Source organism: Anaerolineaceae bacterium oral taxon 439 (assembly GCA_001717545.1).
In the GTDB taxonomy this organism is placed as follows: Bacteria; Chloroflexota; Anaerolineae; order Anaerolineales; family Anaerolineaceae; genus Flexilinea.
The window spans coordinates 2,323,452-2,348,183 of sequence record CP017039.1; the positions used below are offsets into that span (position 1 = coordinate 2,323,452).

Below are 24,732 nucleotides of genomic sequence, written 5' to 3' on the forward strand. Positions count from 1 at the left end.
TTTAATGTATCGAACCTAACTCTTTACAGATCCGGCCGTCATCCCGCCAATAAAATGGCGCTGGAAGAAAAGGAAAAGGATAACAACCGGCAGACTGCCTAAAATACTCATCGCCATCATCTCGTTCCATTCGTATGAATGCTGGCCCATGAGAAGCTGAATCCCGATCGGGACCGTGCGCATGTCGATCGTCTTCGTCAGCGTCAGCGCGAACAGGTATTCGTTCCAGGCCTGCATGAAGGTATACAAGCCGACGGAAATCAGACCCGGGACCGAAATCGGGACAAGAACGCGGCGAAGCGCCAATAGACGGCTCCCGCCGTCAATCATAACAGCTTCGTCCAAATCCTTCGGAAGCGTATTGAAATACCCTGTCATCATGATAATCGCGTAAGGAAGCGTAAAAACCATGTACGTCAGGATCAACGCCCAATACGTATTAAACAGCTTCAGCGTTACGATCAGCCCGAAATATGGGATCAGCAGCGTAATCGGCGGGACCGCCTGAACGCTGATAATCAGCATATTCAGAATCTTCTTGAACCTGAAATCGAAGCGGCTGAAACTGTAGGCCGCCAGGATCGAAACGACGAGTGTCAAAATCATGACCGCGCCGGCGATAAAGTAGCTGTTGATAAAAAAGCGGACCTTCGCGGGATCCTGAAAAATCCGTAAATAAGCGTCGAACGAAAACGATTCGGAAAAGACTCGCGGCGGATACGCGAAAATTTCCGTATTCGGCTTAAACGACGAAACGAACATCCAGAAAATCGGAAACCCCGCGTAAATCGCGCCGACGCAAAGGAAGAACAACAGGACAGCTCTGACCCAGACGGGCGTCTTTTTTTTCTGCGCTTTCATCATTCAATCCCTCGAAACCTGCGTCCTGACGTAGAAGAACGACAGGATCATCGAAATAATCAGGATGAAAACCGCGCTCGCGGACGCCATCGAAAACTCATACTTGCTGAACGCGAGTTTATAGGTAAACGTACTGATCATCTCGGTCGCCCGGATCGGACCGCCTCCGGTCGTCATCCAGACCAGCGAGAACTGCTGCGTCGTCCAGATACAATCCAGCATCGCCATACTGACGATAATCGGTTTCAGCTGCGGAACGGTGATATAGAAAAACTGCTGAACGCCGGTCGCGCCGTCCACCTCCGACGCCTCGTATAAATCGGCGGAAATTCCCTGCAGCCCCGCTAAAAGGCTGACCATGTAAAACGGGTACCCCGACCAGATATTAATAAAGGTCAGCGCGCCGAGCGCCGTCTTCCGCGATCCAAGCCATTCAACCTTTTCTGAAATGAGCCCGAGCGTTTCGAGAAAATAATTGATGACGCCGTTCGGGTTCAGGAGCAGCCGCCAGAGAATCGCGATAATCGCGGCGGTAAAAACCCAGGGCAGGATATAAATTACCCTGAAAAAGGATTTCGTATGGCTCCCGAGGATCGGGGAGTTCAGCATCAAAGCAAACCCCAGCCCGATCGCCATATGCGCGACGACGCTGACGAGCGTAAAGATTAACGTATTTGAAACCGCGGTATGGAAATTCTTATCCGTAAGGATTCTGAAATAATTCCCTGCTCCGATCAGCCGCGGCGATTTGTTCATGATGACGTTGTCCATCACGGAATACTGAATGACCATGACGATCGGAATGACCATCAAAACAAACATCAGTAAAAGCGTCGGCGTTAAATAGAAATACGGGGTTATCTTTTTTTTGAATTTTATCAGGGTCGCTGATTCACGTTTAACCATGCTGGTTCGCTCCGATCGCTTCCGGATCGGGGGAAGCCCCGATCCGGAAGCTGTAATTTCCCTGAACCGCGCCTTTTTCTCCGCCTGCCCGCAACGATTCGCTCAGCGGCAGGCCTTTTTTACAGCGGCGAACGGTTCGTCTAAAGCGGGGCCCGATTTACTTCGAAAACTCGGGAAGCCAGGCTTCCTGCGCCGCGGCCAGCATCTCGTCGACCGTAATCTCGCCTTCCAGGTAAAGCTGGAACTGCTCGTCGAACATGCGCATCAGTTCTTCAGCGACTGGAAGGCCAACGAATTCGTTCGCCGGATACCCGTCCTGATAAATCTTGAAAGCTTCGGCGAACGTCGGATCGGAATTGACGTAGTCCGGGACCGACCTGGTGTTCCCCGGGAACGCGTGCGCGATCGTCGAAAGCTTGCTGTTAACTTCCTCGCTCATCAGGAAAGAAACCAGCTTCCAGGCTTCTTCCTTATGTTCCGAGTTTTCGGCGATCCCGATCCCCCAGGAGGCGTACGGGATCCCGCGTTCGCCTTCGTAACCGTCGATCGCGGGGATTGCCGCGATGCTGAACGCGAGATCGGCGTTGCGTTCGCGGATCAGGTTGATATGCGCCAGGGAGGTAATCGTCATTCCGACGCGGCCGTTGGTGAACTCCTCGACCTTATCCTGTTCCTTGAGCGTGAACGCGCCGGGAGCGATAACCCCCTCGTCGTACATCGTCTTAATAAATTCAGCGGCCGCCTTGACGTCTTCGTTCGTCAGGTCCGGCGCCCCGTCTTTCATCATCGATTTGCCCGAAGCCCAGACCCACGCCATAACGTCGTTCTGGATTCCGTTCGGCGTATCGAGCGACAGCGGCAAAATCCAGCCGGAAACGTTTCCGTCTTTACTCGTAACCGCTTTGGCCGCGGCTAAAAATTCGCTTCGGTTCGTCGGAATCTCGCTGACGCCCGCGGCTTCGAGAATCGCGTTATTGACGAATAACGGATATACGAAATTGACGACCGGAATCATGAAGGTCGATCCGTTCAGCTGGATTTGCGACGCCAGCTGCGAATCGTCATATTCCGCGCCGGTCATGATCGCGGTCAGATCGGCGATCGCGCCCTGTTTGACGAAATCGCTGACCCAGGCGCCGTCCAGCCCGACAACGTCCGACATCGTACCCGTGGCGGCGCCGGCAACGACCTGCTCCTTCGTCGAGGAATACGGGCCGCTTAATAATTCAACTTTGATGCCGGGGTTCTGCGCCTCGAACGCGTCCATCAGCGCGCGGAATTCGCCCGCTGGCAATTCGGGTTCCCACCACTGTGCGAATTCGAGCGTGACGTCTTCAGCGGCGACGGGCGCGAAAACGAACGCAAGCAACAGGAAAGCGACTGACAATAAACTACCCTTCGATAACATCTTCATCTTCTTTCTCCTTTTTGAGAACTGTTTAATCTATTTTAACCGGTCTGAATGCGCTTGTCAATGAAATAAAATTTTATTTCCGCGGCCTATGCCCGGAGTTCCGCCGATTTCCACCTTTTAACGACGTTCCCATGAAATAAAATTTGATGAAACGGTTTCCGAACCGACCGCGCGCGGTCGGTTCCGCCTTCTCCGCGAATTCAGCTATAATTCAGCTATGCAGCTGATTTTTCTTTCACACGGTCAGACGATCCTTCTTGACGTCGTCATCTGGGTCGTTCTCCATCTCGGAATCGGCTTCCTCGCCTCGCGGATCCCGATCCAGCGATTCAACCCGGACAGCGTCATTTTCCGATGCAAGCCCTGGGAACAGGACGGCGAAATCTACCAGAAATTTTTCCACGTCCGGTCCTGGAAGAAATACCTGTTTTCCGGCGCGGCGTTCTACCGCGACGCTTATGAAATAAAACACCTGAAATCGTTCGATCTGGAAAACCTTAAGCTCTGGCGGCGGGAAAGCTGCCGGGCGGAATTCTGCCATCTCACGATGATCCCGCCCGGATTTCTCTTTTTTTTCTGGAACCCGCCCGACCTCGGTTGGATGATGGTCGCTTATGCGTTCCTGAATAACTTCGTTTCGATTATCACGCAGCGATACAACCGCCCGCGCATTAACAAGCTCATCAAAGCCAAGGAACGGATCCTTGCCGCGGCCTCCGCTGCTACGCTTCCGCGACCTCCAGCGCCAGCCGCATCATGTCGGTAAACGCGTTCTGCCGTTCTTCGGGGCTGACCTCCGCCTGACTCGTCAGGACGTCGGAAATCGTGCAAATCGCCAGCGCCTTCTTCTTCGCCCGCGCCGCGTTCATGTACAGCGCGGCCGCTTCCATCTCGACCGCTAAAACGCCCATTTTCGACCAGGCTAACGATCCGTCGAGCCCGGCTTCGCCGTAGAATACGTCGGACGACAGCAGGTTCCCAACGCGATAACGGAACCCCATCCGTTCGCAGCCATCCGCCGCGGCCCGCAGCAGTCCGAAATCGGCAATCGGTGAAAACGACCCCGGCAGGTTGAAGTTCCGGAAGAAATTTGAATCGGTCGACGCGCCCTGGCCCAAAACAATATCGAAAAGCTTCAGCTCCGGATCGATCGCCCCGGCCGAACCAACGCGGATAATCGACGACACGCCGAAAAAGTTAAACAACTCATACGAGTAAATCCCGATCGACGGCATGCCCATCCCACTCGCCATGACCGAAACGCGTTTTCCCTGATAAAAGCCGGTATAACCTTGGACGCCGCGAACGTTATTGACCAGAACGGCGTTCTCCAGAAACGTTTCGGCGATCTTTTTCGCGCGAAGCGGGTCCCCTGGCATGAGGACCGTTTTCGCGAAGTCGCCGGGCTTGCAATTAATATGCGGTGTGCTCATGAAATGTCCCTCCTGATAAAATCGGGCCGTAAAGGATTACGCCGCGCGTTCGCCGATATACGCTTTAACCAGCTCGAACGTCTGGTTCATGCCGTCGACATGCGAACGTTCGTAGCCATGCGACGCGTAAACGCCCGGCCCGATCAGGCCGTGCCGGATATCGTAACCGGCTTTCAGCGCGACGTCCGCGTCCGACCCATAGCGCGGATACACATCGACGACGTAATCCAACCCCGCCCGCTTCGCCGCGGCGACGAGCCCGTCGACCATGCGCCTGCTGTACGGGCCATGCTTATCCTTGGCGCAGATCGATACGTTCCGCTCCGTGCAGCGCAGCCCTTCGCCCACGCAGCCCATATCCAGCGCGAGGAACTCCGTGACATCCGCCGGAACCGAACCCGCGCCGCCATGCCCGACTTCTTCGTAAACCGTAAAATGCAGATAGGTCCGCCGGGCCGGAACGGCCCCCCGGTCGCGGAGATCCTTCGCATACGCGAGCAGGATCGCCACGCAGAGCTTGTCGTCCAGGAAACGGCTCTTCAGGTAGCCGCGTTCCGTAACCGTCGGGCGCGGATCGAAGCAGACAAACTCGCCGTTTTCGAGCCCCAGCGCGGCGGTTTCCTCCCGCGAGCTCGTGAACTCGTCTAAAACGACTTCCATGTTATCAAAGGTATGCTGCTCTGTATCGTACGACAGGTTGACATGAATCGACGGGTTGTAAAGCTGGTACGTTCCGGTATAGACCCGACCGTCGCGCGTATACACGCGCACATTCTCCGCCTCGGTATTTTCAACGCGGAGCCCGCCCAGCGGAAGGACGCGAAGCCGCCCATTGGGCTTGATCTCGGCGACCATCGCGCCCAGCGTATCGAGATGAGCCGAGAGCATGATCGCGTCGCCCGATCCGCCTAAGTCGACGACCAGCCCGCCTTTTTCGGTCCGGACCGGATCGTATCCGATTTCTCGAATCATCTCCGCGGCAGTATCGCCCGCGGCGTCGGTCATCCCGGTAGGGCTGTCGACCGCCAAAAGCTTCATCATCGTATCGATCATAAAATCCTGATAAACCGGTTTCATTCTTCTTTTAAGCCTCTTTTCTGAATCTTTTTTTACCTGCGATTTACAGAATCGTTGAATCAGGGCCGCCGGCCCGGGACGCGGCGGAAATCCAGAAAACCCGCTTCCGCGTCCACGGAAACCAGCGCGACCCTGACAAAATCCCCAACGTCGATCCCACGCCCCCCTTGAACGATCTTTCCTTCAACCGGAACGCTCAGGAGCCGTACCCAGTACCCCTTTTCCGCGGCGCCGGTCACGACGCCGTCGAACGTTTCGCCGATTCGGTCCTGAAGAAGGAGCGCCGCGGCAGCTTTATATACCTTGCGCTCGACCTTCGCGGCGTCGTCCTCCATTTTCGTCACACGCTCCGCCATGCGCGTCAGCTGCGCGAACGTGTACGGCGATTTCCCGCCCGCGATAAACGCCTTAAGGAGCCGCTGCGTAATCAGGTCGGGATAGCGGCGGTTCGGCGCGGTTGAATGCGCGTAATCCTTGACCGCGAGGCCGAAATGACCTTCGCCGCTCTCTCCCGCTTTCTCGGCGACGTACTCGCCCGAGCCGAGAAGCTTGATGATCGTCAGCGATAAATCCGGAAAGCGCCGCGGGTCCTTTTGCCGCTGTTCTTCGAGAAACGCGTTCAGCGCTTTCGAATCCGGCTTTTTCGGGAGCCGCGTTTGATACGATTCAGCGACGGAGACGATCCGTTCCCAGCGTTTCGGCGTCTTAACGACCCGCCGCAGCGTCGGGAAGGCGTTACTCTTCAACGTTCGCGCGGCCACGCCGTTCGCGGCAATCATTAAATCCTCGATCAGGTCCTTCGCGTCGTTCCGCTCCTCGACGCGGAGCTCGACGATCCGCCCCTCCTTAAAAATCGCGTTTCCTTGAACGGTCTCGAAATTCAGCGCGCCGTTCTCCTCGCGGAGCCGTCGAAGCCGTTTTGCGGCCCGATTCTGAAGCTTCAGGTTTTCCGCCAATCCGGGGACCGACGCAACCGACGCCGGAACCGGCGCCTTCTCTTCCAGCCAGGGGCCGACCGTGTTATACGCCAGCTTGGCATGGTTCCGAACATAGGCGCGGTATATCTCCTCCGAAACCAGCCTCCCTTCCCCGTCGACCTCCATCTCCGTCACGATCGCGACCCGGTCTTCGCCCGGATCGAGCGACGTCAGATCCGTCGACAAGCGCTCGGGGAGCATCGGGAAAACATGTCCCGGCGGATAAACCGACGTCGTGTTAATATACGCATGCCGATCGATCACGGAGCCCAACGGGACCAGCCCGTCGACATCGGCGATCGCGACCAGGACGCGGATCGCCCCCTCCCCGCCCGGAAGCGCGACCGAAAGCTGGTCCAGGTCCTCCGAATCGTCGTTATCGATCGAGGACCAGGGCAAAGCGCGTAAGTCCCGGTCCGCCGGCTCCGGACGTTCCGGGCCATCGATCCGTCGAACCGCGTCGATCACGGTCGAAGTGAACGCTGGCGCCAGCCCGCGCTCGCGCATCGCTTCGTAAGCAATGCGGATCAGCTGCTCAAGATGCGTTTCAGATTGCGGCGTTTCTTTTCGGGTTCCTTTTCGATTCATGCGGCTGCGCCTTTCTATCATAATCCTGTATTATACCGTCCCCGGGCGAATCGGACCGTGCGCCTTCGAATCAGTCCCAGCTTCCGCATCCATATCACTATTTTAGTTTTTTGATATATATTTTATTCATTAAATTCCATTAGATTCTTTCTGCTCTGTATCATACTCTACTACCCAGTGCCCATTTTTTCCTTTCCCAACAAACCGAATATTTGTAATTTCTTTGATATATATTGAGATGGTCTTTTCGCTGACATTTAATGATTTAGCCATAATTTTCCGGCTTATATGACTATCTTTTTCTATTATATCAATTATTTCAGCTTCCATCTCTTCGAGGGACATTCGAGGGACATTTCGAGGGACATTTCGAGGGACATTTTCCCTGCCAACCTTTTGTGTCGCAATCTTCTTCATGAGGAATAATCGTTCTGAATATATCGCCTTCTTCAAAATCTGACACATTATAGAATTTCATGACCGCCATACCTTGCATTCTCCCCGCTTGCGCCCCAAAAAGCAGGTACAATGAAAAGAAAAGCTGGGAGCCGCCTGCACATGATTACGCATCTTGTCGCCTGGAAATTCAAGCCGGAATCCGAAATCGGCGCGGCGCATAGCGCCGTCGGCCAACTCGTCAAAGAAAAACTCGAAAGTCTGCCCGCGCTGATCCCGGAAATCCGCGCGATCGCCGCCGGAACCGACGTGCTGCATACGGGCGCGTCCTACGATTTTGCGCTCGTCGCCAGGTTCGATTCACTCGCCGATCTCGAAACATACCGGACGCATCCCGACCACGTCAAGGTCGGGGAATATATAACTTCGATCGCCGCGGCGCGCGTCGCCGTCGACTTCGAAAGCGATTAACGCCGCCTCAGCGGTCGCGCCAGACGGCTTCGTCCTCGTCCGCTTCGAACGGCAGCGCATACCCCGCGAACAGCTCGTAGATCTCCGGACGCTCTTTCGTCAGCCGGACCGGTTTCCAGTCCGCCGAAAGCAGCGCGTGACGCGTTTCGCCCAGCGCGCATAACGCATGATCCGACTTCCGGAAAACGCGGTACCGGATTGTCATTTTATAACCGTTAAAAAAGATGATCCGCTGTTCGACGATCGCTTCGTCGCCGTAACGGACCGGCGCCTTGTAGGAGCAGGCGGAATCCATCACAGCGATCCTCAGCCCCATTTCTTCCATCTTCGCATACGGGAGCCCGACCCGCTCCATGAAATCGGTTCGGGCTTCCTCGAACCAGCGGAAATAATTCGAATTATGAATAACGCCCATCTGGTCAGTTTCGTAATACTGCGTCTTATGCGTATACGGATAATAACTGCTTTGCATGCCTGATCTCGTTCCTTTCCTGATTCGCCCCGGCGCTTCCTGCGCGCTAAGCGATTGAGTTTTCCGCAATTCCGGGGAGCAGCATATATAAATTCCCACCGATCTCCCGATCGAATTCTTCCTTCAACTCGAAAACGCGGTTCCAGCGCGCGATCGACCCTGCGTCGACGCCATGCCGCCGGCCTACGTCGACCATACGCTTTTCGATAATACAGAACCCGGTCGGCAGCGCCAGATAATCGACGAGCTGCGCCAGGCGGTCGTACGCGGTATAGTCGGCGCCAAGAATAAAATCGGCTAAAAATCGCTTCTCGTTTTCGTCGATATCCCAGTACTCGTTATAACGCCGGATATCCTGAAGCGGATACGTATGCGTCAGGCAGATTCGCGCGGCTTCGTCCCACCCGCGTTCCATACAGAAGCGATAACCTTCGATTTGATGCCTGGCGCGGACGACCCCGACGTATCGCCCGATATCATGCAGCAGGCAGCAAATCGACGCCCGCTCAGGATCCATCCCCGGAACCGCCGACGCAATCCGAAACGCCGCGTCGCCCGCGACGCGACTGTGCCGGATCCAGTTGCCCGGATTCCGCGTTTCCGCCCAGGCCAACGTCGCCAGCGCCTCCTCCCGACTCGGATACCCTCTTTCGTTCACTGCATTTTTCCTCCTCCATCCGCCCTTTGGCGCCGTTCCAATCCGTCCGAACTGGGCTATAATCGTTAAGTATAGTCAGCTTTCGCGAACGGACCAAATATTCCGCCTGAGCGATTGCTTCATGCGTTTCAACTCATCCTACCGGAGGAACTATGATCTTAGATTCAATCGAAAACCTGTCGGCATACGCGAAGCTCAGCGCGGGGTTCGCCGACGCGGTCCGCTTTCTCGCCGAAAATCGGCCCGAATCGCTCGCGGACGGCCGGATCGAAGTATCCGAAAACCTCTTCGTCCTGATCCAGACATACGAAACCGCGCCGGCCGAAACGGGAAAATTCGAATCGCACCATCGTTACATCGATCTCCAATACCTCGTTGACGGCGAGGAAACCGTCGTCTGGCAGCATACCGCCAGACTGACAAAAACCGACGAGAACCCGGAACGGGATTATGTCTTTTATCAGGGCGAAGGCACGCAGGTCCCGCTGAGTGCCGGAAATTTCATGGTTTTCTTCCCGCCCGACGGTCATCTTCCAGGCAGGACGCTCCATGCGCCGCGGACCAATAAGAAACTTGTTTTCAAAATCCTCTGTCCGGAGACGCTGAAGCTCGGTTAACTCATCGATTTTTTTCTTTCGTTTCCGAAACGGGAACGGACGGCGTCCGCAGCACGCGAATCGCCCCGATCATCTCCCGGTTTCCAGCGGCGGAACTGTACTTCTCGACCAGGCGACGCTTTTTGCCGAAATGCGAAAGCGTCGCCGGTCCCCCGACGCATCCCCCGGTGCAGAACATTCCCTCGATAAAGTTATTCGTTTTTTTATCGCGCGCCGCTTTCAGCAGCTCGCGCCGGACTTCGTCAAACCCGTTCGCCATGACCCCGCGCAGCTCGAAACCGTCGTCGGCGAGGTGCTGTTCCTTGATCGCCTGCGCGACGGCGTCGGACAGCCCGCCGCAGCGCGCAAACCCGCGTCCGAATCCGGACGCGTCTCGGACGTCAAAATCGCGCATCTCCAGTAAATTGATATTCTTCGCAAGGAACATCCCCTGCATTTCCTCAAACGTCAGGACGCAGTCGACATATGGCGCGACCGAACTCCAGGTAATCTCGTTCTTCTTCGCGATACAGGGACCGATAAAAATAATCTTGCAGTCGGGATCCTGATCCTTCAGGACGGACGAAATCTGCGCCATGGGAGAAAGGTTATGCGAAATATCGTTTTTCAAGCCCGGGACGTACGAACGGATATAATTCACGAAAGCGGGACAGCAGGACGACGTCAAAAAGCCCTTTTCAACCAGCTCCTTCGCTTCGTTCAGCGCAGTCAGGTCCGCGCCCAGCGCCGCTTCAACGCTCCGATAGAACCCAAGCTTCAGCAGTCCGGAAAAAATCATGCCGATGGTAATCTGCGGATAGGCTTCGTACTGTGAAACGACGGACGGAGCGACAACCGCGTAAACTTTATACGCCGTATTCTTCTCCGACTCGCGCAAAATCCGGATCGCGTCCGTGATAAACGATTTATCCGAAATCGCGCCGAAGGGACATTGATACACGCACTGGCCGCAGGAGATGCATTTCGAACCGTCGATGATCGCTTTCTGATGGTTCAGCGGATCAATCGAAATCGCTTTCACCGGGCAGGATTTAACGCAGGGCCGGACGTTACGGATAATCGCGCTGTATTGGCAGACCTCCATGCACAGCCCGCACTCAGTGCATTTCGATTTATCGATCCGCGCTTTCGTATCGACAATCTCGATCGCGTCGCGGGGGCAGACGCTCTGGCAGCGATGCGCAATACAGCCGCGGCAGGAATCCGTCACTTTAATCCCGTCCACGGGGCATTCGTCGCAGGCAATATCGATCACCTCAACGAGCGTCGGATCGCTCTTATTTCCGCCCAGTCCGAGCTTGACCCGTTCGGAAACGATCGCGCGTTCTTTGTAAACGCAGCAGCGCACGCGCGGTGAATCGTCCTGAATAACTTTTTCCGGGATACCCGATATCCTGAAATAATCGAAATCGTTATCGAACGCGAGCCTCGCGACCTCGGCGAGCACGTTGCATTTAATAATTTGCAAATTCGTATCGAATATTTTCTTCAGGTCAAATTCAGCCATCTCCTGTTTTTTACCCCCTCAAAGCTGTTCTTTCCGTATCGAGCCGAAACGATTCGCGCGGCTTTTCGTCTTCGCCGTCGGCTTCCTTACTTGTCCGATTTCAAAATGGGACTGAACCCAACCGGTATCGCCTTATAATTATAAGCCGGAAATAAAAAACCCTCTCGATCGAGAGGTCCCCAGAACGGATCGATTGTGCGCTGGGGGGGAATCGAACCCCCACGTCTTGCGACACATGGCCCTCAACCATGCCTGTCTGCCAGTTCCAGCACCAGCGCAAATCACGAACGTTATTATAACGGTTCATGCTCGATTGTCAAGCCCGACGATTTTCCGGGACGGAAATTTGTGGTTAGTTTGTGATATTGTCTTAGAGAAATTTTTTGGAAACTGACCTGTCGTCTATCATGATGAACCGCAGGTTGCAGGATTACCAAAGACGGGTGTTTCGCGGAAGTCACGAAATCGCAGTAATTGCACCGGGTCCGGCAGAATGGGACATGCAGATACAGCGACCATCGTTCCTTCATGCGCCAATCATAACATGATATAATCGGCTAAGAATTCACTGTGCGGACGGAATGATCCGATCCGCGCAGATGAGTTTCTTTTCAGGGAAGGAAGCCGTGAGGAACCGCGAATCAGCGATTAACGAGCGAGAAAAACGATAGGGCGCATGACAGAACAAAGCCAACAGACGAAAACGAAGATTTGTCCGACCTGTGGAACGAGAATGAACGCGTCCGCGACAAGATGTTTAGTTTGCGGACGGGTCTTTACAGGCGCGCAGCAGGAAGCGGGGCCAGCGGCGAGAAATACGGCCGCGGCGAGCGAGACAGAGGCGCTGCGAAAAAAACCGCGGATTCCAGAAATCCGTCTGAGCCTGCCGATCGCGATCGGGTTGCTGATTCTGATTTTCGGGATTGGAGCCGGTCTGGTTTTTATCTTCATGCAGAGTACCGGGATGGTCGTGGAACCGACGCCGCGTCCGACCCAGTCCGGAACGCCCACCATCTCTCCGACGCCGACGATGACGTACACGCCGACGCTGGAGATGAGCGCGACGCCGCTGGCGCCAATCGATTATGAGGTCAAGGAGGGCGATCTCTGCTCGACGATCGCGGCGCTGTTCAACGTGTCAATTCAGACAATCGTCATGGAAAATAATCTTTCTTCGAACTGCTACCTGTCCCCGGGAATGACGCTCAAAATTCCGCAGCCAACTATCACGCCGACGCCGATGGCGACCGGAACGTTGACAGATCGGCAGGCAACGCTGGCAGCCTGCGGGTCATACGAGTACGTCGTAACCGCAAGCGATACGCTGCTGGGAATTGCGCTGAATTACGGCGTTTCGACGGATATTATCCGTCAATATAACGCACTGATGAACGATATTGTGGTTGCCGGAACGACGCTGAGCATACCGCTCTGCGAGCAGGTTACGCCCGGGCCAACGTCCACGCCGACATATCCGCCGCCATACGACGCGCCGAATTTGCTGCTTCCCGCGGACGGAGCTTCCTATAACACCTCCGGCGACCCGATTACACTGCAATGGGCTGGCGTCGGAACGTTGCTGGAAAACGAGGCGTATGAGGTGAATATCGAAGATATTACGCAGGGTACGGGCCGGAGACTCGTTGAATACGTTCGCGATACGAAGTATATTGTCCCGATCACGTTCCGCCCGAGCGATCCCGCGCCACATGCGATCAAGTGGTATGTGCTGCCGGTGCGTCAGACGGGTTCGCAGGAGGATGGCTCGCCGATTTATTCCTCCGCCGGTTCGCGCTCTGATTCGCGGACGTTTATCTGGTCGGGTATCGCGATTCAGTAGGAGAATGCGATAGAAGTAAATCGGAGCTGAGAATAAATTTCGCATGGAAAGCCATAGAAAGTCTAAAGTCTCAGCTCCGATTTTATTTTATTTAATCAAAATCTGGAGGGCTTTTTATATATACCCGAGTTGATTTATCGAGAAAATTACGTAGCCTCTCTGAAAATCCACTTTTTTTCAACTGATCCCCGCTTCATATTTTTAAATATTTTCGCACGGCTTGATTAAAGACGACCGCCGCCAAGAGGACGATCCCCAAGACAGCTAATTGCCAGACAGAATTCACATTGGCAATTTGCAGCCCTGAATTCAGAATCGTCAGTACTAATACGCCTGCAATTACAGCGCCCAAACTCCCCTTTCCACCTTCCACCGCGATACCACCTAAACAAGCCACTGTGATAGCCTGAAGCTCAAGTCCGGTTCCAGCGTCGGCTCGCGCAGTCATGATCCAGGAATTATTAATGATGGCGCCAAACGATGCCAAAAGGCCAGCGACCATATAAATCGCTATTTTTATTTTCCTTTCATCAATAACAGCGAATTTTGCAGCTTCCGGGTTCGTTCCCAAAAGGTATACCTGCCGTCCGAATTTCGTCATATACATCAGTATTAGAATCGCAGCAGAGACTGGAAACGCAACAAATAAAATCTGATTGGGAATTCCGAAAGTACTTTTTAAAGAGAGAAATTTAAACGATTCGGGGAAACCGCTAATCGGAATCCCTCCTGTCAGAAACAGAGCAAGAGAGCTAAAAATATATTGTGTTCCCAGCGTTGCGATCAAAGAAGGGATCTTAACAACTGAAATCAAAAGTCCGTTTACGAATCCAAAAAAAAATCCAACAACGACGGTCAAACCTAACGCTATCATTAAACCCGCTCCCGCCCGAATCAGTAGACCAAATATAACCCCGGATAAACTCAGGATCGCACCGATTGAAAGATCAATTCCCTCTCGCCCCGATAGCATAACAATCGACTCGCCAAGCGCAAGAAGCAGCAAAACTGCGCCAAACTGGGTAAGTTCGATAAGGTTTTGAATACTCAAAAAATACCGGCTTGAAAATGACAACAACAAAATTTCAACAGCTAACAGAAAAAATAACATCCTCGTTCTGCTGGACACAAAAAAAACAGCTATTTTTCTCATTTCCAACTCACTTTATTTCGAAGATCTCTTATTGGCCACAGCACCATATCAAAAAAAACGGAGATAATAATCAGAAGTCCAATAAAACAATTCTCGAGCAAAGACGGTATTCCCAGAATAACGATTCCATTTCTGAGGAACGCGATAAATAATACACCAGCTAACGTCCCAATGACGCTTCCCCGTTTTCCACCGCCTCTCATCCCAATTCCGCCAATCGTCGCAGCCGCAATCGCTGAAATAGCCGTATCGCTTCCGATTGTCATTTCGACACTACCCATCCGGGCAATATACAACATCGCCGCCATTGCAGCCAGCGCACCGGCAAGGCCATAAGACTTTACTTTGACATTCGTAATCTTAATACCGCTTAGATGAGCCGCGACAGGATTGCTTCCGATCGCGTAGATCGAACGCCCAAATCTCCGATACATCATAATGTAATAAGAAATGGCATATATAGTTAATACAATCACCAATAAAATCGGAACGCCGAATATTCGCGCCCGAGTTACCGAACCATACACTGGGTTTAGCCCGGTCAACCATTTCCCTCCTAACAGCATAAAAATCAACGCGCGCCAGATATTCATTGTCGCCAACGTGACGATCATATCCGGAATATCAAAAAACGTAATGATCAGTCCGTTTACCGTCCCAAGCGCAACCCCGATAAAAATCGCAATCAATAAAATAAGGAAGCTATTAGCTTCCGCCTGGATCATGTAGCCCGCGACAATAGCGACAACACCCATCACAGAGCCAACCGAAAGATCGATACCACCTAACAACATGACGATCGTCATACCAATACTGATAATAGATATTTCAGCCGAATTCTGTATGACACGAAAAAGGTTCCGACTCGATAAAAAATTAGGCGCAATAAAACCAAAGACAATTATTTCTACAAATAGCAGGAAAAAGGTGAAATATTCTCTTCTCCCAGGTTTCGGTATACATCTCGCGAACATTGGATTCCCTTTTCTGCAGTCAATCCTGCCGCTGAATAGCTGGTTCGCACCATTCCAAAATAAGCGACGATATGATCTTTGTACATTGAATCAATTCCGAAATCTCGACAAATTCATTCGCTTGATGTGCTAGGCGAGGATCGCCAGGGCCCAAATTTATCGTTGGTATTCCAACGTTACAAAACCAACCCATATCTGTATGGCAACAAATTCCTTCCACAAGTGACTTGGGATTCGTTTTCTTTGCAGACTCCCAAACAACATGAAAAAAGGGTTGATCGTCTAAGGTCTCGCCACAATCAGCGTCAACAATCCACGTTACTATAGGCGGATTCTCTTTTAGCCAGTCGTCAGCTTGAGCAAATTCCTTGATAAAGTTCTCAATCTCGATCTTGACCTTACCGCCCAACCCATTATCATCTTTTTCTTCAGGTAAATATTGTGCGTTAAAGATGACTTCGGCTGAGCTGGCAAATGTCGTCGGAAATTCCCCTGCGTTTATCTGCGCAATATTAATTTGACAAGGTATCGGTAAATACTTATGCTGTTTTGACTGCGCCCATTTTCGATTCAACCCCTTCAGCTTGTCAAGAAAGACCGCCAATTTGTCAATCGCGTCAACCGCTCCGCCCGTTCGCCAATCCCCCTGCGGCAATTCGATATGCCCATTCCGTCCAGGAATCGTAATCTTCCCCCATAAAATCCCTCTGCATAACGGCGCGACATTCAAATGGGTCGGCTCTGTTATCAGGCATCCATCCGCACGATACCCATGATCCACAAAAGCTAACGTTCCCATTCCGCCAGCTTCTTCGCCCACAACCGTACCGATCTGAACGTCGCCTTTCAACCGGATATGACATTCCTGAATCGCTTTGAACGCGACTGTCATACAAGCGATCCCGCCTTTCATATCGACAGCGCCCCGTCCATATACTCTCCCGTCCTTCCTGCACCCGCCAAACGGATCAACCGTCCATCCAACGCCTCGTGCAACAACGTCAATATGCCCGGAAAGCAGAAGGGATCGGCCATCTCCATCGCCTTTATAAACTCCATACAAATTAGGCCGATCTTCGAAAGTGTAATTCGGATAGTAGCCCGCTTTTCCTTTATACTTCGCGAGCCCAATCGGATCAGGATAACTAAATTCAGTTTTCATTCCCATCTGGGTCAAATACTTTTGAAGAACCCGCTGCGCGTCTCCTTCGCGCATATACATTTTTTCTTCATTAAAATATGGCGTCACGCTCGGAACACGAATCAGATCCGTTAACAAATTAACAACTTCATCAGAATGTTCTTCAATCCATCGATGTACAAGTTCAACGTGCGATTCCATTATTCGTCCTTTTCATAAAGCAAAATAACCATCATAAAATCAATATAATTACGCTAAACCAAGCGCAGCCGCCAGAATTTCTCTTTCTGTAAAAGCAACGTGCATAAAGCTTCCAGTAATTCTTCCTTTGCGAAACGTGATAACTCGATCCGATAATTCCAGAATCTCCTTTAGATCGGAGGATATCAGAATAATTGCAACCTCCTGCACCGCTAAATCCATAATAAATTTATGAATCTCAGTTTTCGTCATCACATCAATACCGCGGGTTGGCTCATCTAAAATCAAGACGTCCGGCCTGTCCAGCAACCATCGACAGAAGAGGACCTTTTGTTGACTTCCACCGCTCAAATTATCGATCAGCGCATCCGAAGAATCCGTCTTAATCGAATATTTTTCAATATTTTCATGAACAATCTTTCGTTCCTCTTTTTTTAAAATAAAGCCTAATCGATCAGATAGCTTATCTAAAAATGGAACGCTCATGTTTTCCAAGACGGAATGACCATGAAATAAACCCTGAACGCCTCGATCCTCAGGAACATAATAAATATGCCGCCGAACAATTTCAGCGATCCGCATTCCCGTTATATTCTCATCCTTCAAAAGAACCTGCCCTTTTTCAGGTTTCTTGTACCCAAAAACTGCACGGGCGATTTCACTCCTGCCAGACCCAACAAGACCGTAAAATCCTAAAATTTCTCCCGGACGCAGCTCAAAACAAATATCCTGATACTCGACACCGCAGCATAAATCTTTAACACTGAGAATTGGGGGCTTTTCCTCGTATGAACGAGGAACAAAAACGTCTGTATTAATCAGTCTGCCAGACATGGCAGTCACAATTTTCGTTTCATCAACTTGTTCGGGACTTACGCTTCCAGTAACCTGGCCGTCTCTCATCACGATAATATTGTCAGAAATTCTTAAAACTTCCGGGATACGGTGACTGATATATAGAATGCTGACACCTCTGGATTTAAGCTTCGCAATAATCTCAAACAACTTTTCGGACTCGTTATGACTCAAGATAGAAGTCGGTTCATCTAATATAAGAATGCTGCAATCCTTATAAATTCCTCGGGCTATAAGAACTAACTGCTGATTTCCTATGGATAACTCGCTCATTGAAAGACTTAGCACATCCTCAGATAAACCAACCAATCTTAATGCGCTGACTCCCGAATCATACATTCTCTTCCAATTAACCGATCCGCTTCGATTCACGAACTCATTTCCAGAAAAAATATTTTCAAGAACGGATAGGTCAGAGAATATATTAGGTTCCTGGAAAACGATCGAAATACCTTTTTTCATGGCATCAAGCGGCGATTGAAAAAAAACTTTTTCGCCGTCCATCCAGATTTCACCTGAGTCCTGCTGAATTGCTCCTGCAACAATCTTCATTAAGGTCGACTTACCAGCGCCATTCTCGCCTACGATAGATAAAACCTTACCTCGATCCAAGTCAAGGCTGACATTTCTCAAGGCCTTTATTCCGCCAAAAGATTTTTCAATAGAAACCAGTTTCAGTAATGGAACATTCATAATAACCTTTTTATCCCAAACGCCGATCACATCGGGCCGGCGTTTGGAATCGAAAGACGAAACGGTGCCGCTAAAAAGTAAAATTATTAACGTTGTCCGGAGTAATAACGAGCGGATCGCCAAGCAAAAGGATCTTCTCATCCTCAAAGTATTTCACTGGATGATCAAAGCCTTCAACATGATTCTCTTCCTCAAACGGTTTCCCTTCAACAGCCATTTTTCCAGCCCAAACGGTAAGATATCCAAGCTCATAGGCATTCCAAAGGATTGACCTTGCCATCACTCCAGAATCCATATAAGGCTTTACAGTCGCGGGAGAACCATAACCAATAACCGCGATTTCGCCTGCGCGACCTTCTTGCTGAACGGCCTGCGCAACGCCAGGAATGGTTGAAGACGCAACGGCAATGAGACCCTTCAAATCAGGATATCTTGTCATTAGCTCCTGCGCTTGTTTTAGAGCCTGCTCGCTGCTTCCGCCTTGGGTGTATCGAATGTCGACGATTTCAATTTCAGGATATTTTTCCGCAATTCGCTCCTTCATATAGTCAATCCATGTGTTCAAATTTGTTGCAGTAGATTCACCGGAAACAATTCCAACCTGTCCTTGATTTTCAATTTGAGCAGCAAGTTCATCAACTAAGATGTATCCTAAATCTTTATCAAGCGCCTGCGCGACATAAAATTCCCTACGGCTGTCTGGCGCGTCGGAGTCCGAAGTAAAAACGTGAATACCGGCCTCTTGCGCCTTCTCGATATACGGATTGGTTGACGAGCTATCGAGTGTTGAAATAGCAATCGCGTCGACCCCCTGTCGAATCAGACTATCCAAAATTTTTACCTGCTCAGCCGCACTTGCCTGCGTCGCCCCAGTATAAAGAAACTCAACATCAAGATCCTCAGCGGCTTTCATTCCACCATCCTCCATCGCCGTAAAATATGGAATCCCAATAAGCTGAGGGATAAAGGCTATGCGCAATTTCGATGAATCTGATTGAGCAATTACGCGCCCACCGATTTCACAAAAACAAGCAACACAAATAACTACGAAAAATAGAAAGAATTTCAAAATCTTCTTCATACTGCCTCCCTTTTATCGAATTGAAAAAAATTTTAGCCTGTTTAGTAAAACGTTTTACCTAAGCTAAATATATAATATCAAACCAACCTCAACTGTCAAGCCTGATATATGTAATGGAATACTTATTACAAAACGCCAAATAAAATTGGTATTTAAAAGGACCTCGCCCGTTGCTAAAATTCACCTACTCTCGCACGTACGCGCCAACAACCGCAGCCCCATCCACAAAATACGTCTTCACCAGTCGAAAGCCAGGACGCTGATAATCGTTTCCCGGATAATTCTTATAAGAATAGCAGAACGCATCCGCATTCTCCGTCTTCCACACCACCCTGAACCGGGAAGACACGCTCTCCGGAAGCGCCCAGAGCGTAAACTCAGACGCCCCATATGTCAGGTCCTCGTTAACGCCAAACTGAAGCTGCTCTTTCGAGGTCGCATGCGCCAGATACTCGATACAGGGACGCGACCCGACGCCCCATGAATCGCGGGAAAATCCAGAGGCAATCGGCCGTCCGATCGCGTTAAAATACGCGAAATCCAGTGGATGGTTCGAGGCGATCCAGAACGCAGTAAACCCAAAAGATAAAACGCATCCGGCTATGACGATTCCTCTCCCCACCTTCGCCCAGGCTGGTTTCCTCCCAATCGCGGTACTCAGTCGGTCGAATCCGCTCGCGATCAGCACGAGCATCGGAGCGTAGAGAAAATACGCGTGCCGCCACCCATGATAAATCGTCGCCTTCGACAGCACGATCAACGCGTAATAAACAAGTATCAGCCCGAGCGAAAACAGGTCGAAAAGGACGCCCCCTGAAACTTTTACCAGCCCATTTTGCCGAACCACAGACGAAATCGCGCCGCCCACGCCAATCAGAAATAACAGGAGATAAAAAACCGGCGTCGTAATCCCGATCCAAACCGCCAGGTACAGCGGAACGTCCCGCGGAGCGACCAGCGTCCCCAAAAAAAGCTCAGCGTCGCCGATCCCCGGCAGGTTCGTAACAAACGTCAGCCCGCTCAGGATCGACCCGAGATTCATCTCCCAAAGATACGGCGAAACCAGATAAAAACACGCGGCCGACCCAACCAGCGTCAGGAATTCCAGCCGCAGAATCTCTTTCAGCGGCCGTCCCGTCCGAGCCTCCGACAGCGCGATCAGCGCCAGAAACGCGGGAAGCAAGCCAAAACCAAAATAGCGCGCGTTCGCGGTCAGCGCGAACGCCGGCAGGAAAAATCCGATCGCCTGCCGCGACCGATCAACCATGTACGCGCCGCAGCAGCTCAGCGCGATCAGGAACCAGGCAAAAAAGACGATATCCTTGGAATTATAGAAGCTTTCCGCGAAAAAACGCGGCGAGAGAATCAGGACGGCCAGCCCGAAAACCGGCGTCCAGCCGCACTGCCAGCGCCTTCGAAGATACACGAAAAAACAACCCGCCGCAAACACAACCGTCAGAAAAATATAAAGCCGCCTGAATTTCAGGAACTGCGCGAGGTTCAGCGACACCCCCGGCAGCAGGTTGATAAAAACCGTCGGCAGCAGCGCCGTAACGCCGTAAACCCGATCCTTGTATGTCAGCAGGTCGGGCAGCTCGTCAAGCTCCCCATACATCGGCAGCTTCAACGAACGCACGTCCGCCAACATCGGAAGCTTTGAAAAAATATACTTAACGTTGACCGACGCCGTCTGAACCTCGACGAGCTCATCGGTAAACCCACCGTAATCATCAAAAAAGTTCAGCCCAATCGCCAGCCAGACACAAAAAATCAGGATCCCCGTCCAAAGGACAAAATCCGGCCGCTTCCAATCCTTCAAAATCGCCAAATTCCAGAAAATAGGGTTCCGCCTGCTGGACGCGTTCATTCGCCTCGTACCCATGACCTTCATTCTCCTCAGATTCAGAACGAAAATCGGAGTCAGCGCGACGGCCAACCCCGATTTCTTCCTATTCTACTCCGCCCCGCTTATGCTTACGCGGGGGAACCGAACGACGCTACGATCCGCAGGATATCGAACCCCTCGGCAAACCGCCGCTCGCCGATCGCGCCGTTCCGAATCAGCGTCGACCGTGTCAGCTCCTGATTAAAATAATACTTCGAACGATACGTCTGATACTGGCTTAACGCCAGAATTTTCTTCTCAACGTCCTCCTCGCCGACCGTAACGAGGAAATCCGGAAAGAACCCATAAGACGAACGGATAACGTCGAAACCGAGAACCGTTCGCCCGCGAAACGCGCGAAGCGCCTCCGCCGTCATCGTATTATGATCCTGATGAACGTCGGCTTTCGTATGTACGAAGACGATATCCGGTTCAAATTCACGCTGAATTTTCAGCATCGCCTCTAAAATTTCCTGACGCGCGTCAGGGAACCGCCGCGTCTCGAAATCCAGAAGCGTGACCTTCTCTCTCGGAACGCCCAAAACTGCCATCGATGCGTAATGCTCCTCGATCAGGTTCGTCAGAAGCGGGTTTTTCTGATTATCCGAAAACGTCACGCAGCGAACTTCCGTCGCCGGCGCGATCCGCGCCAGCAGCGCGCCACACCCCAATTCAATATCATCCGGATGCGCGCCTAAAAAAACGACGCGCTTCCCGAAAAAAGTCATATTTTCCATCGCCCCTCGGCGGTCCGTTATTTCGTCGCGACGAATCCGCCAACGACCTTGGTCATCACAATTTCGCCGTCGCGTTCAATATATTTATCGGCAACGCGATGAATCTTCGACATCACATCTTCGAACTCAGCATGCGTCGCGAACAGCGATTTCCATAAGCGCCGATCCTCGGACATCGACGCCCGCGCGTAAGCCATGAACGGAGCGGCCGTCTTAAACGTCAGCGGATTTTCAAAAATATGTGTGTCGACCTTCGCGAACACCGCCGCGATTTCATCGTATATCTCTGAGCTGTAACGCGAACTCCCGGGCATCGGCGGAATCTCCTTCCCCGTCGCCTCCCGAATAATATCGTAAAAAACGCGCTTATTCTCAGGCATCGGGCCGGTCGTGAACAGTCGCCCACCCGATTTCAGGACGCGATGCATTTCCGGAACCGTGAAATGAATATCGCTCGTGTAATAAATCGCGAAACAGCATGAAACCAGATCAAACGCATGATCCGGAAATTCAAAGCGCTGGTCAAAGTCGAGCGGAACGATCCGAAAAGGATTCCCCAGCTTGGCGTTTTCGACTTCCGCCTGATCGAGGAGCTCGCGGCTGATATCGCCGCCGACAATTTCACATTTCCCATTCAGGTACTGATGAAACGAAACGCACTGCTTCCCCCCGCCGCAGGCTACGTCCAAAATCCTGATACCCGGCTTTAAATCGAGCGTATCCAGCATCCAGCGGTCGATATCCCTGCTGCCGAATTTATTATGAATATCGATCCGCGTCAGCAAATCGTTGGTTGTTTCCTGGAAATCAATCTTTTTGCCCATCCTGTCCTCGTTTCCATTTAATAGCTATCGCTATTGTACCAAAAAACGCCTCTGCTGACGCGTGGTTGATCGCTCGCATATCCATTTCCCGACGCATCGTTCCTCGCTCGGCAAAACGTCCCGCCAGATACGAAAAAAACCCCGCGGGCGCGAGGTCTTCGATTCTTCATTCAGATCCAAAAAACGGAATATGCCCGTTCCAACCGGAACCGCTTACCTGCGAATCTCCGCTAAGCTCGCCGCGGCGACCGACTGGCCCACGCGACGCGTTTTCTCCGTCGGCAGCGATAAATTTATCTTCAGATCCGGATATTCCGCCGCGAGAACCTGCTTCGCCGTCTCCAGCAGGATATCGCCGCCCTTCCCTGAAACGACGCGCCCCAGCAGCAGAACCTCTTTTAAATCATAGAAAAGCGAATAAAGTTTCAGCGCGTAACCCAGATACGCCCCGATCGTCTCATAAATCTTCGCAGCGTTTCCGTCCCCATCAGCCATCAGCCCCTGCACGATTTTCAGCTTTTCCGCCGGCGTTTCAGCCGCCGACAAATCGATCCCGGCAGCGGGCGCCAATTTAATCACGCCGTCCTGACTGAAATACTTAACACCGCAGCCAATATCCCCGGACCATTCATCAACCATCGCGTTTTCCGCCAGATCGACCGGCGCGAACGCCAGCTCGTTCAACCAGCCGGTAATATTGCCTTCGCGGTCGACGAAACCCGCCGCCTCGCTCGTCCCCATCGCGATTCCCAGAACCGAATCCGCGTTCAGGCTCATCGCCCCAGCCAGCGCCGTAACGTCGCCGTCGTTCGCAACCACGAGCGGAATATCCGCGCCGATCTCCTTCGCCGCGTCGATATAAATCCGCTTCACCGTTTTTTCAAAAGCAGCCTTCGGAACCTGAAGAAAGAGCGACGCCGCCTTCGTTTCATTATTGATATAAATACCCGCCGAAGAAACGCCGATCGCGTCGACCCGCGGCAGGTGCGCGGCGGCGCGACGGAACGAGTCTAAAATCCCTTCGTAGTGATAAGCCGGATCGGCCGTCACCTTCGGAAGCCAGACAATCTCTTCAGAGAAAACCGGCTCGCCGTCAATAACCGCCGAAACCTTCCGATCGGAACCGCCGGCGTCAAACCCAATCCGACAGCCGTCTAAATGCCTTCCGATCGAGACGGATTTCTGGTACGGGCTCGGCCGCGACGCGTAATCCGTCAAGACAACCTCAAACGGCTTTTCATACACATTCGTCATGAAATGGAAATCGAACGACCGTTTCCCGTCCGCCGAATACGCCGCCGCGATCGCTTCGCCAATCTTCCGATCGCCGCTGATCGTCAGTCGGAAACCGCCGCGCGCCCAGATCATGAATTTCACAATCCGTTCGACGACGAGATAATCGACGTCGAATTTCCCAGGGACGCCATGAATCTTCGTTTCAAAAACCTGAACCTGAGCGTCTTCGCGTTCAATCGAAACCGCGATCGGCTCGGTCGCCGTTTTCAGGAATGCTTCGTAAAACTTCGTGAACGGGATATAATCCGGGTCTAAAACCGGCGTACAGCGAATATCTAATTTCACAGACTTAAAAACCTTTTCCATTCTCAATTTCCTTCCTTCGTTTCGTTACCCCGCTTCCGACCGGACGGACGGAAAAACCCGCCGCTGATCCGTTTGAATCCTGATCCAACTTAAAATAAGTATAGTCCATCTCAGCGAAGTCATCGAGAATTTTCGCGTCAGATAATCGTAAAATCCGCGCCGATCTGCCGTCATGCATCCGACGACCCCGCGCCGATAAATACCGCGTCATATCGATCCTGCATAAGCTTTTCTCCGCTCTCTCTGCTCTATCCGTTCGCGCCCCTGTCTCTGATCGTGCGGCAGAACGATTGGAAATGATACAGTTTTCGTTAAAAAATGGCTCTGTGAATCTGAATCCAGTTCATGGAAAGCGCGATTGTGAGTTGA

At 52.0% G+C, this 24,732-nt stretch carries 24 protein-coding genes and 1 tRNA gene; 4 read left to right on the forward strand and 21 right to left on the reverse strand.

Translation table 11 applies throughout. The features are described from left to right. Positions 1 to 15: 15 nt before the first annotated feature. From BEQ56_10320 to BEQ56_10330, 3 genes are all read right to left on the reverse strand, one after another. Positions 16 to 864, reverse strand: coding sequence for a sugar ABC transporter permease (locus BEQ56_10320; protein ID AOH43837.1), 849 nt, complete (start codon positions 862 to 864; stop codon positions 16 to 18). Next, positions 865 to 1,767 (reverse strand): sugar ABC transporter permease, encoded by a 903-nt coding sequence (locus BEQ56_10325; protein AOH43838.1) that lies wholly within the window; start codon positions 1,765 to 1,767, stop codon positions 865 to 867. A gap of 157 nt (positions 1,768 to 1,924) precedes the next feature. Continuing rightward, positions 1,925 to 3,181, reverse strand: a complete 1,257-nt coding sequence (locus BEQ56_10330; GenBank protein ID AOH43839.1) for a sugar ABC transporter substrate-binding protein — start codon at positions 3,179 to 3,181, stop codon at positions 1,925 to 1,927. Positions 3,182 to 3,398: 217 nt separating this feature from the next. On the opposite strand from BEQ56_10330, the gene BEQ56_10335 reads away from it, so the two are divergent. Next, complete coding sequence (locus tag BEQ56_10335) at positions 3,399 to 3,947, forward strand: hypothetical protein (GenBank protein AOH43840.1); 549 nt, start codon at positions 3,399 to 3,401, stop codon at positions 3,945 to 3,947. Here BEQ56_10335 and BEQ56_10340 read toward each other — a convergent pair. From BEQ56_10340 to BEQ56_10355, 4 genes are all read right to left on the reverse strand, one after another. Then, the gene (locus BEQ56_10340) at positions 3,904 to 4,614 is read right to left on the reverse strand and encodes a purine-nucleoside phosphorylase (GenBank protein ID AOH43841.1); all 711 of its coding nucleotides are present in this window, start codon (positions 4,612 to 4,614) and stop codon (positions 3,904 to 3,906) included. The genes BEQ56_10335 and BEQ56_10340 overlap by 44 nt on opposite strands. 36 nt (positions 4,615 to 4,650) lie before the next feature. After that, positions 4,651 to 5,691: a peptidase M42 gene (locus tag BEQ56_10345; protein ID AOH43842.1), complete on the reverse strand. Its 1,041-nt coding sequence runs from the start codon at positions 5,689 to 5,691 to the stop codon at positions 4,651 to 4,653. Positions 5,692 to 5,750: 59 nt separating this feature from the next. Continuing rightward, positions 5,751 to 7,256 carry a ribonuclease II gene (locus tag BEQ56_10350; GenBank protein ID AOH43843.1) on the reverse strand — a complete coding sequence of 502 codons (1,506 nt, stop codon included), beginning with the start codon at positions 7,254 to 7,256 and terminating at the stop codon, positions 5,751 to 5,753. A 129-nt stretch (positions 7,257 to 7,385) separates the two neighbouring features. Next, complete coding sequence (locus BEQ56_10355) at positions 7,386 to 7,721, reverse strand: hypothetical protein (GenBank protein ID AOH43844.1); 336 nt, start codon at positions 7,719 to 7,721, stop codon at positions 7,386 to 7,388. 93 nt (positions 7,722 to 7,814) lie between these two features. Between BEQ56_10355 and BEQ56_10360 the strand changes: the two genes are divergently transcribed. Then, positions 7,815 to 8,123 (forward strand): hypothetical protein, encoded by a 309-nt coding sequence (locus tag BEQ56_10360; GenBank protein AOH43845.1) that lies wholly within the window; start codon positions 7,815 to 7,817, stop codon positions 8,121 to 8,123. Between the two features lie 7 nt (positions 8,124 to 8,130). Here BEQ56_10360 and BEQ56_10365 read toward each other — a convergent pair whose 3' ends face one another. Both BEQ56_10365 and BEQ56_10370 read right to left on the reverse strand, forming a co-directional pair. Next, complete coding sequence (locus BEQ56_10365; GenBank protein ID AOH43846.1) at positions 8,131 to 8,595, reverse strand: hypothetical protein; 465 nt, start codon at positions 8,593 to 8,595, stop codon at positions 8,131 to 8,133. Positions 8,596 to 8,641: 46 nt separating this feature from the next. Beyond that, on the reverse strand, positions 8,642 to 9,217 hold the full coding sequence (locus BEQ56_10370) for a hypothetical protein (protein AOH44505.1): 576 nt from the start codon (positions 9,215 to 9,217) through the stop codon (positions 8,642 to 8,644). Positions 9,218 to 9,405: 188 nt separating this feature from the next. Here BEQ56_10370 and BEQ56_10375 point away from each other — a divergent pair, with 188 nt between their 5' ends. Continuing rightward, a complete protein-coding gene (locus BEQ56_10375) occupies positions 9,406 to 9,870 on the forward strand; it encodes a hypothetical protein (protein ID AOH43847.1) in 465 nt (154 codons plus the stop codon). Between the two features lies 1 nt (position 9,871). Here BEQ56_10375 and BEQ56_10380 read toward each other — a convergent pair whose 3' ends face one another. After that, positions 9,872 to 11,377 (reverse strand): hypothetical protein, encoded by a 1,506-nt coding sequence (locus tag BEQ56_10380; protein ID AOH43848.1) that lies wholly within the window; start codon positions 11,375 to 11,377, stop codon positions 9,872 to 9,874. Positions 11,378 to 11,570: 193 nt separating this feature from the next. Further along, positions 11,571 to 11,655, reverse strand: a tRNA-Leu gene (locus BEQ56_10385). A 455-nt stretch (positions 11,656 to 12,110) separates the two neighbouring features. Here BEQ56_10385 and BEQ56_10390 point away from each other — a divergent pair. Then, the gene (locus tag BEQ56_10390) at positions 12,111 to 13,217 is read left to right on the forward strand and encodes a hypothetical protein (GenBank protein ID AOH43849.1); all 1,107 of its coding nucleotides are present in this window, start codon (positions 12,111 to 12,113) and stop codon (positions 13,215 to 13,217) included. A gap of 193 nt (positions 13,218 to 13,410) precedes the next feature. Here BEQ56_10390 and BEQ56_10395 read toward each other — a convergent pair whose 3' ends face one another. The 10 genes from BEQ56_10395 to BEQ56_10440 all read right to left on the reverse strand — a co-directional run bounded on the left by BEQ56_10395 (position 13,411) and on the right by BEQ56_10440 (position 24,574). Then, positions 13,411 to 14,370, reverse strand: coding sequence for a hypothetical protein (locus tag BEQ56_10395; protein ID AOH43850.1), 960 nt, complete (start codon positions 14,368 to 14,370; stop codon positions 13,411 to 13,413). Then, positions 14,367 to 15,344 carry a hypothetical protein gene (locus tag BEQ56_10400; protein AOH43851.1) on the reverse strand — a complete coding sequence of 326 codons (978 nt, stop codon included), beginning with the start codon at positions 15,342 to 15,344 and terminating at the stop codon, positions 14,367 to 14,369. The genes BEQ56_10395 and BEQ56_10400 overlap by 4 nt, the downstream gene beginning before the upstream one ends. Before the next feature lie 19 nt (positions 15,345 to 15,363). Beyond that, complete coding sequence (locus tag BEQ56_10405) at positions 15,364 to 16,686, reverse strand: peptidase (protein AOH43852.1); 1,323 nt, start codon at positions 16,684 to 16,686, stop codon at positions 15,364 to 15,366. A 48-nt stretch (positions 16,687 to 16,734) separates the two neighbouring features. Further along, the gene (locus tag BEQ56_10410) at positions 16,735 to 18,234 is read right to left on the reverse strand and encodes a ribose ABC transporter ATP-binding protein (GenBank protein ID AOH43853.1); all 1,500 of its coding nucleotides are present in this window, start codon (positions 18,232 to 18,234) and stop codon (positions 16,735 to 16,737) included. A 70-nt stretch (positions 18,235 to 18,304) separates the two neighbouring features. Next, a complete protein-coding gene (locus BEQ56_10415; GenBank protein AOH44506.1) occupies positions 18,305 to 19,252 on the reverse strand; it encodes a sugar ABC transporter substrate-binding protein in 948 nt (315 codons plus the stop codon). A gap of 247 nt (positions 19,253 to 19,499) precedes the next feature. Beyond that, positions 19,500 to 21,251 (reverse strand): hypothetical protein, encoded by a 1,752-nt coding sequence (locus tag BEQ56_10420; GenBank protein AOH43854.1) that lies wholly within the window; start codon positions 21,249 to 21,251, stop codon positions 19,500 to 19,502. A 38-nt stretch (positions 21,252 to 21,289) separates the two neighbouring features. Then, the gene (locus BEQ56_10425) at positions 21,290 to 21,937 is read right to left on the reverse strand and encodes a hypothetical protein (GenBank protein ID AOH43855.1); all 648 of its coding nucleotides are present in this window, start codon (positions 21,935 to 21,937) and stop codon (positions 21,290 to 21,292) included. Positions 21,938 to 21,954: 17 nt separating this feature from the next. Further along, on the reverse strand, positions 21,955 to 22,761 hold the full coding sequence (locus tag BEQ56_10430; GenBank protein ID AOH43856.1) for a hypothetical protein: 807 nt from the start codon (positions 22,759 to 22,761) through the stop codon (positions 21,955 to 21,957). A 213-nt stretch (positions 22,762 to 22,974) separates the two neighbouring features. Further along, positions 22,975 to 24,363 (reverse strand): transcriptional regulator, encoded by a 1,389-nt coding sequence (locus tag BEQ56_10435; GenBank protein AOH43857.1) that lies wholly within the window; start codon positions 24,361 to 24,363, stop codon positions 22,975 to 22,977. Further along, complete coding sequence (locus tag BEQ56_10440; GenBank protein AOH43858.1) at positions 24,347 to 24,574, reverse strand: hypothetical protein; 228 nt, start codon at positions 24,572 to 24,574, stop codon at positions 24,347 to 24,349. Before BEQ56_10440 ends, BEQ56_10435 begins: the two co-directional genes overlap by 17 nt. Between the last annotated feature and the right edge of the window lie 158 nt (positions 24,575 to 24,732).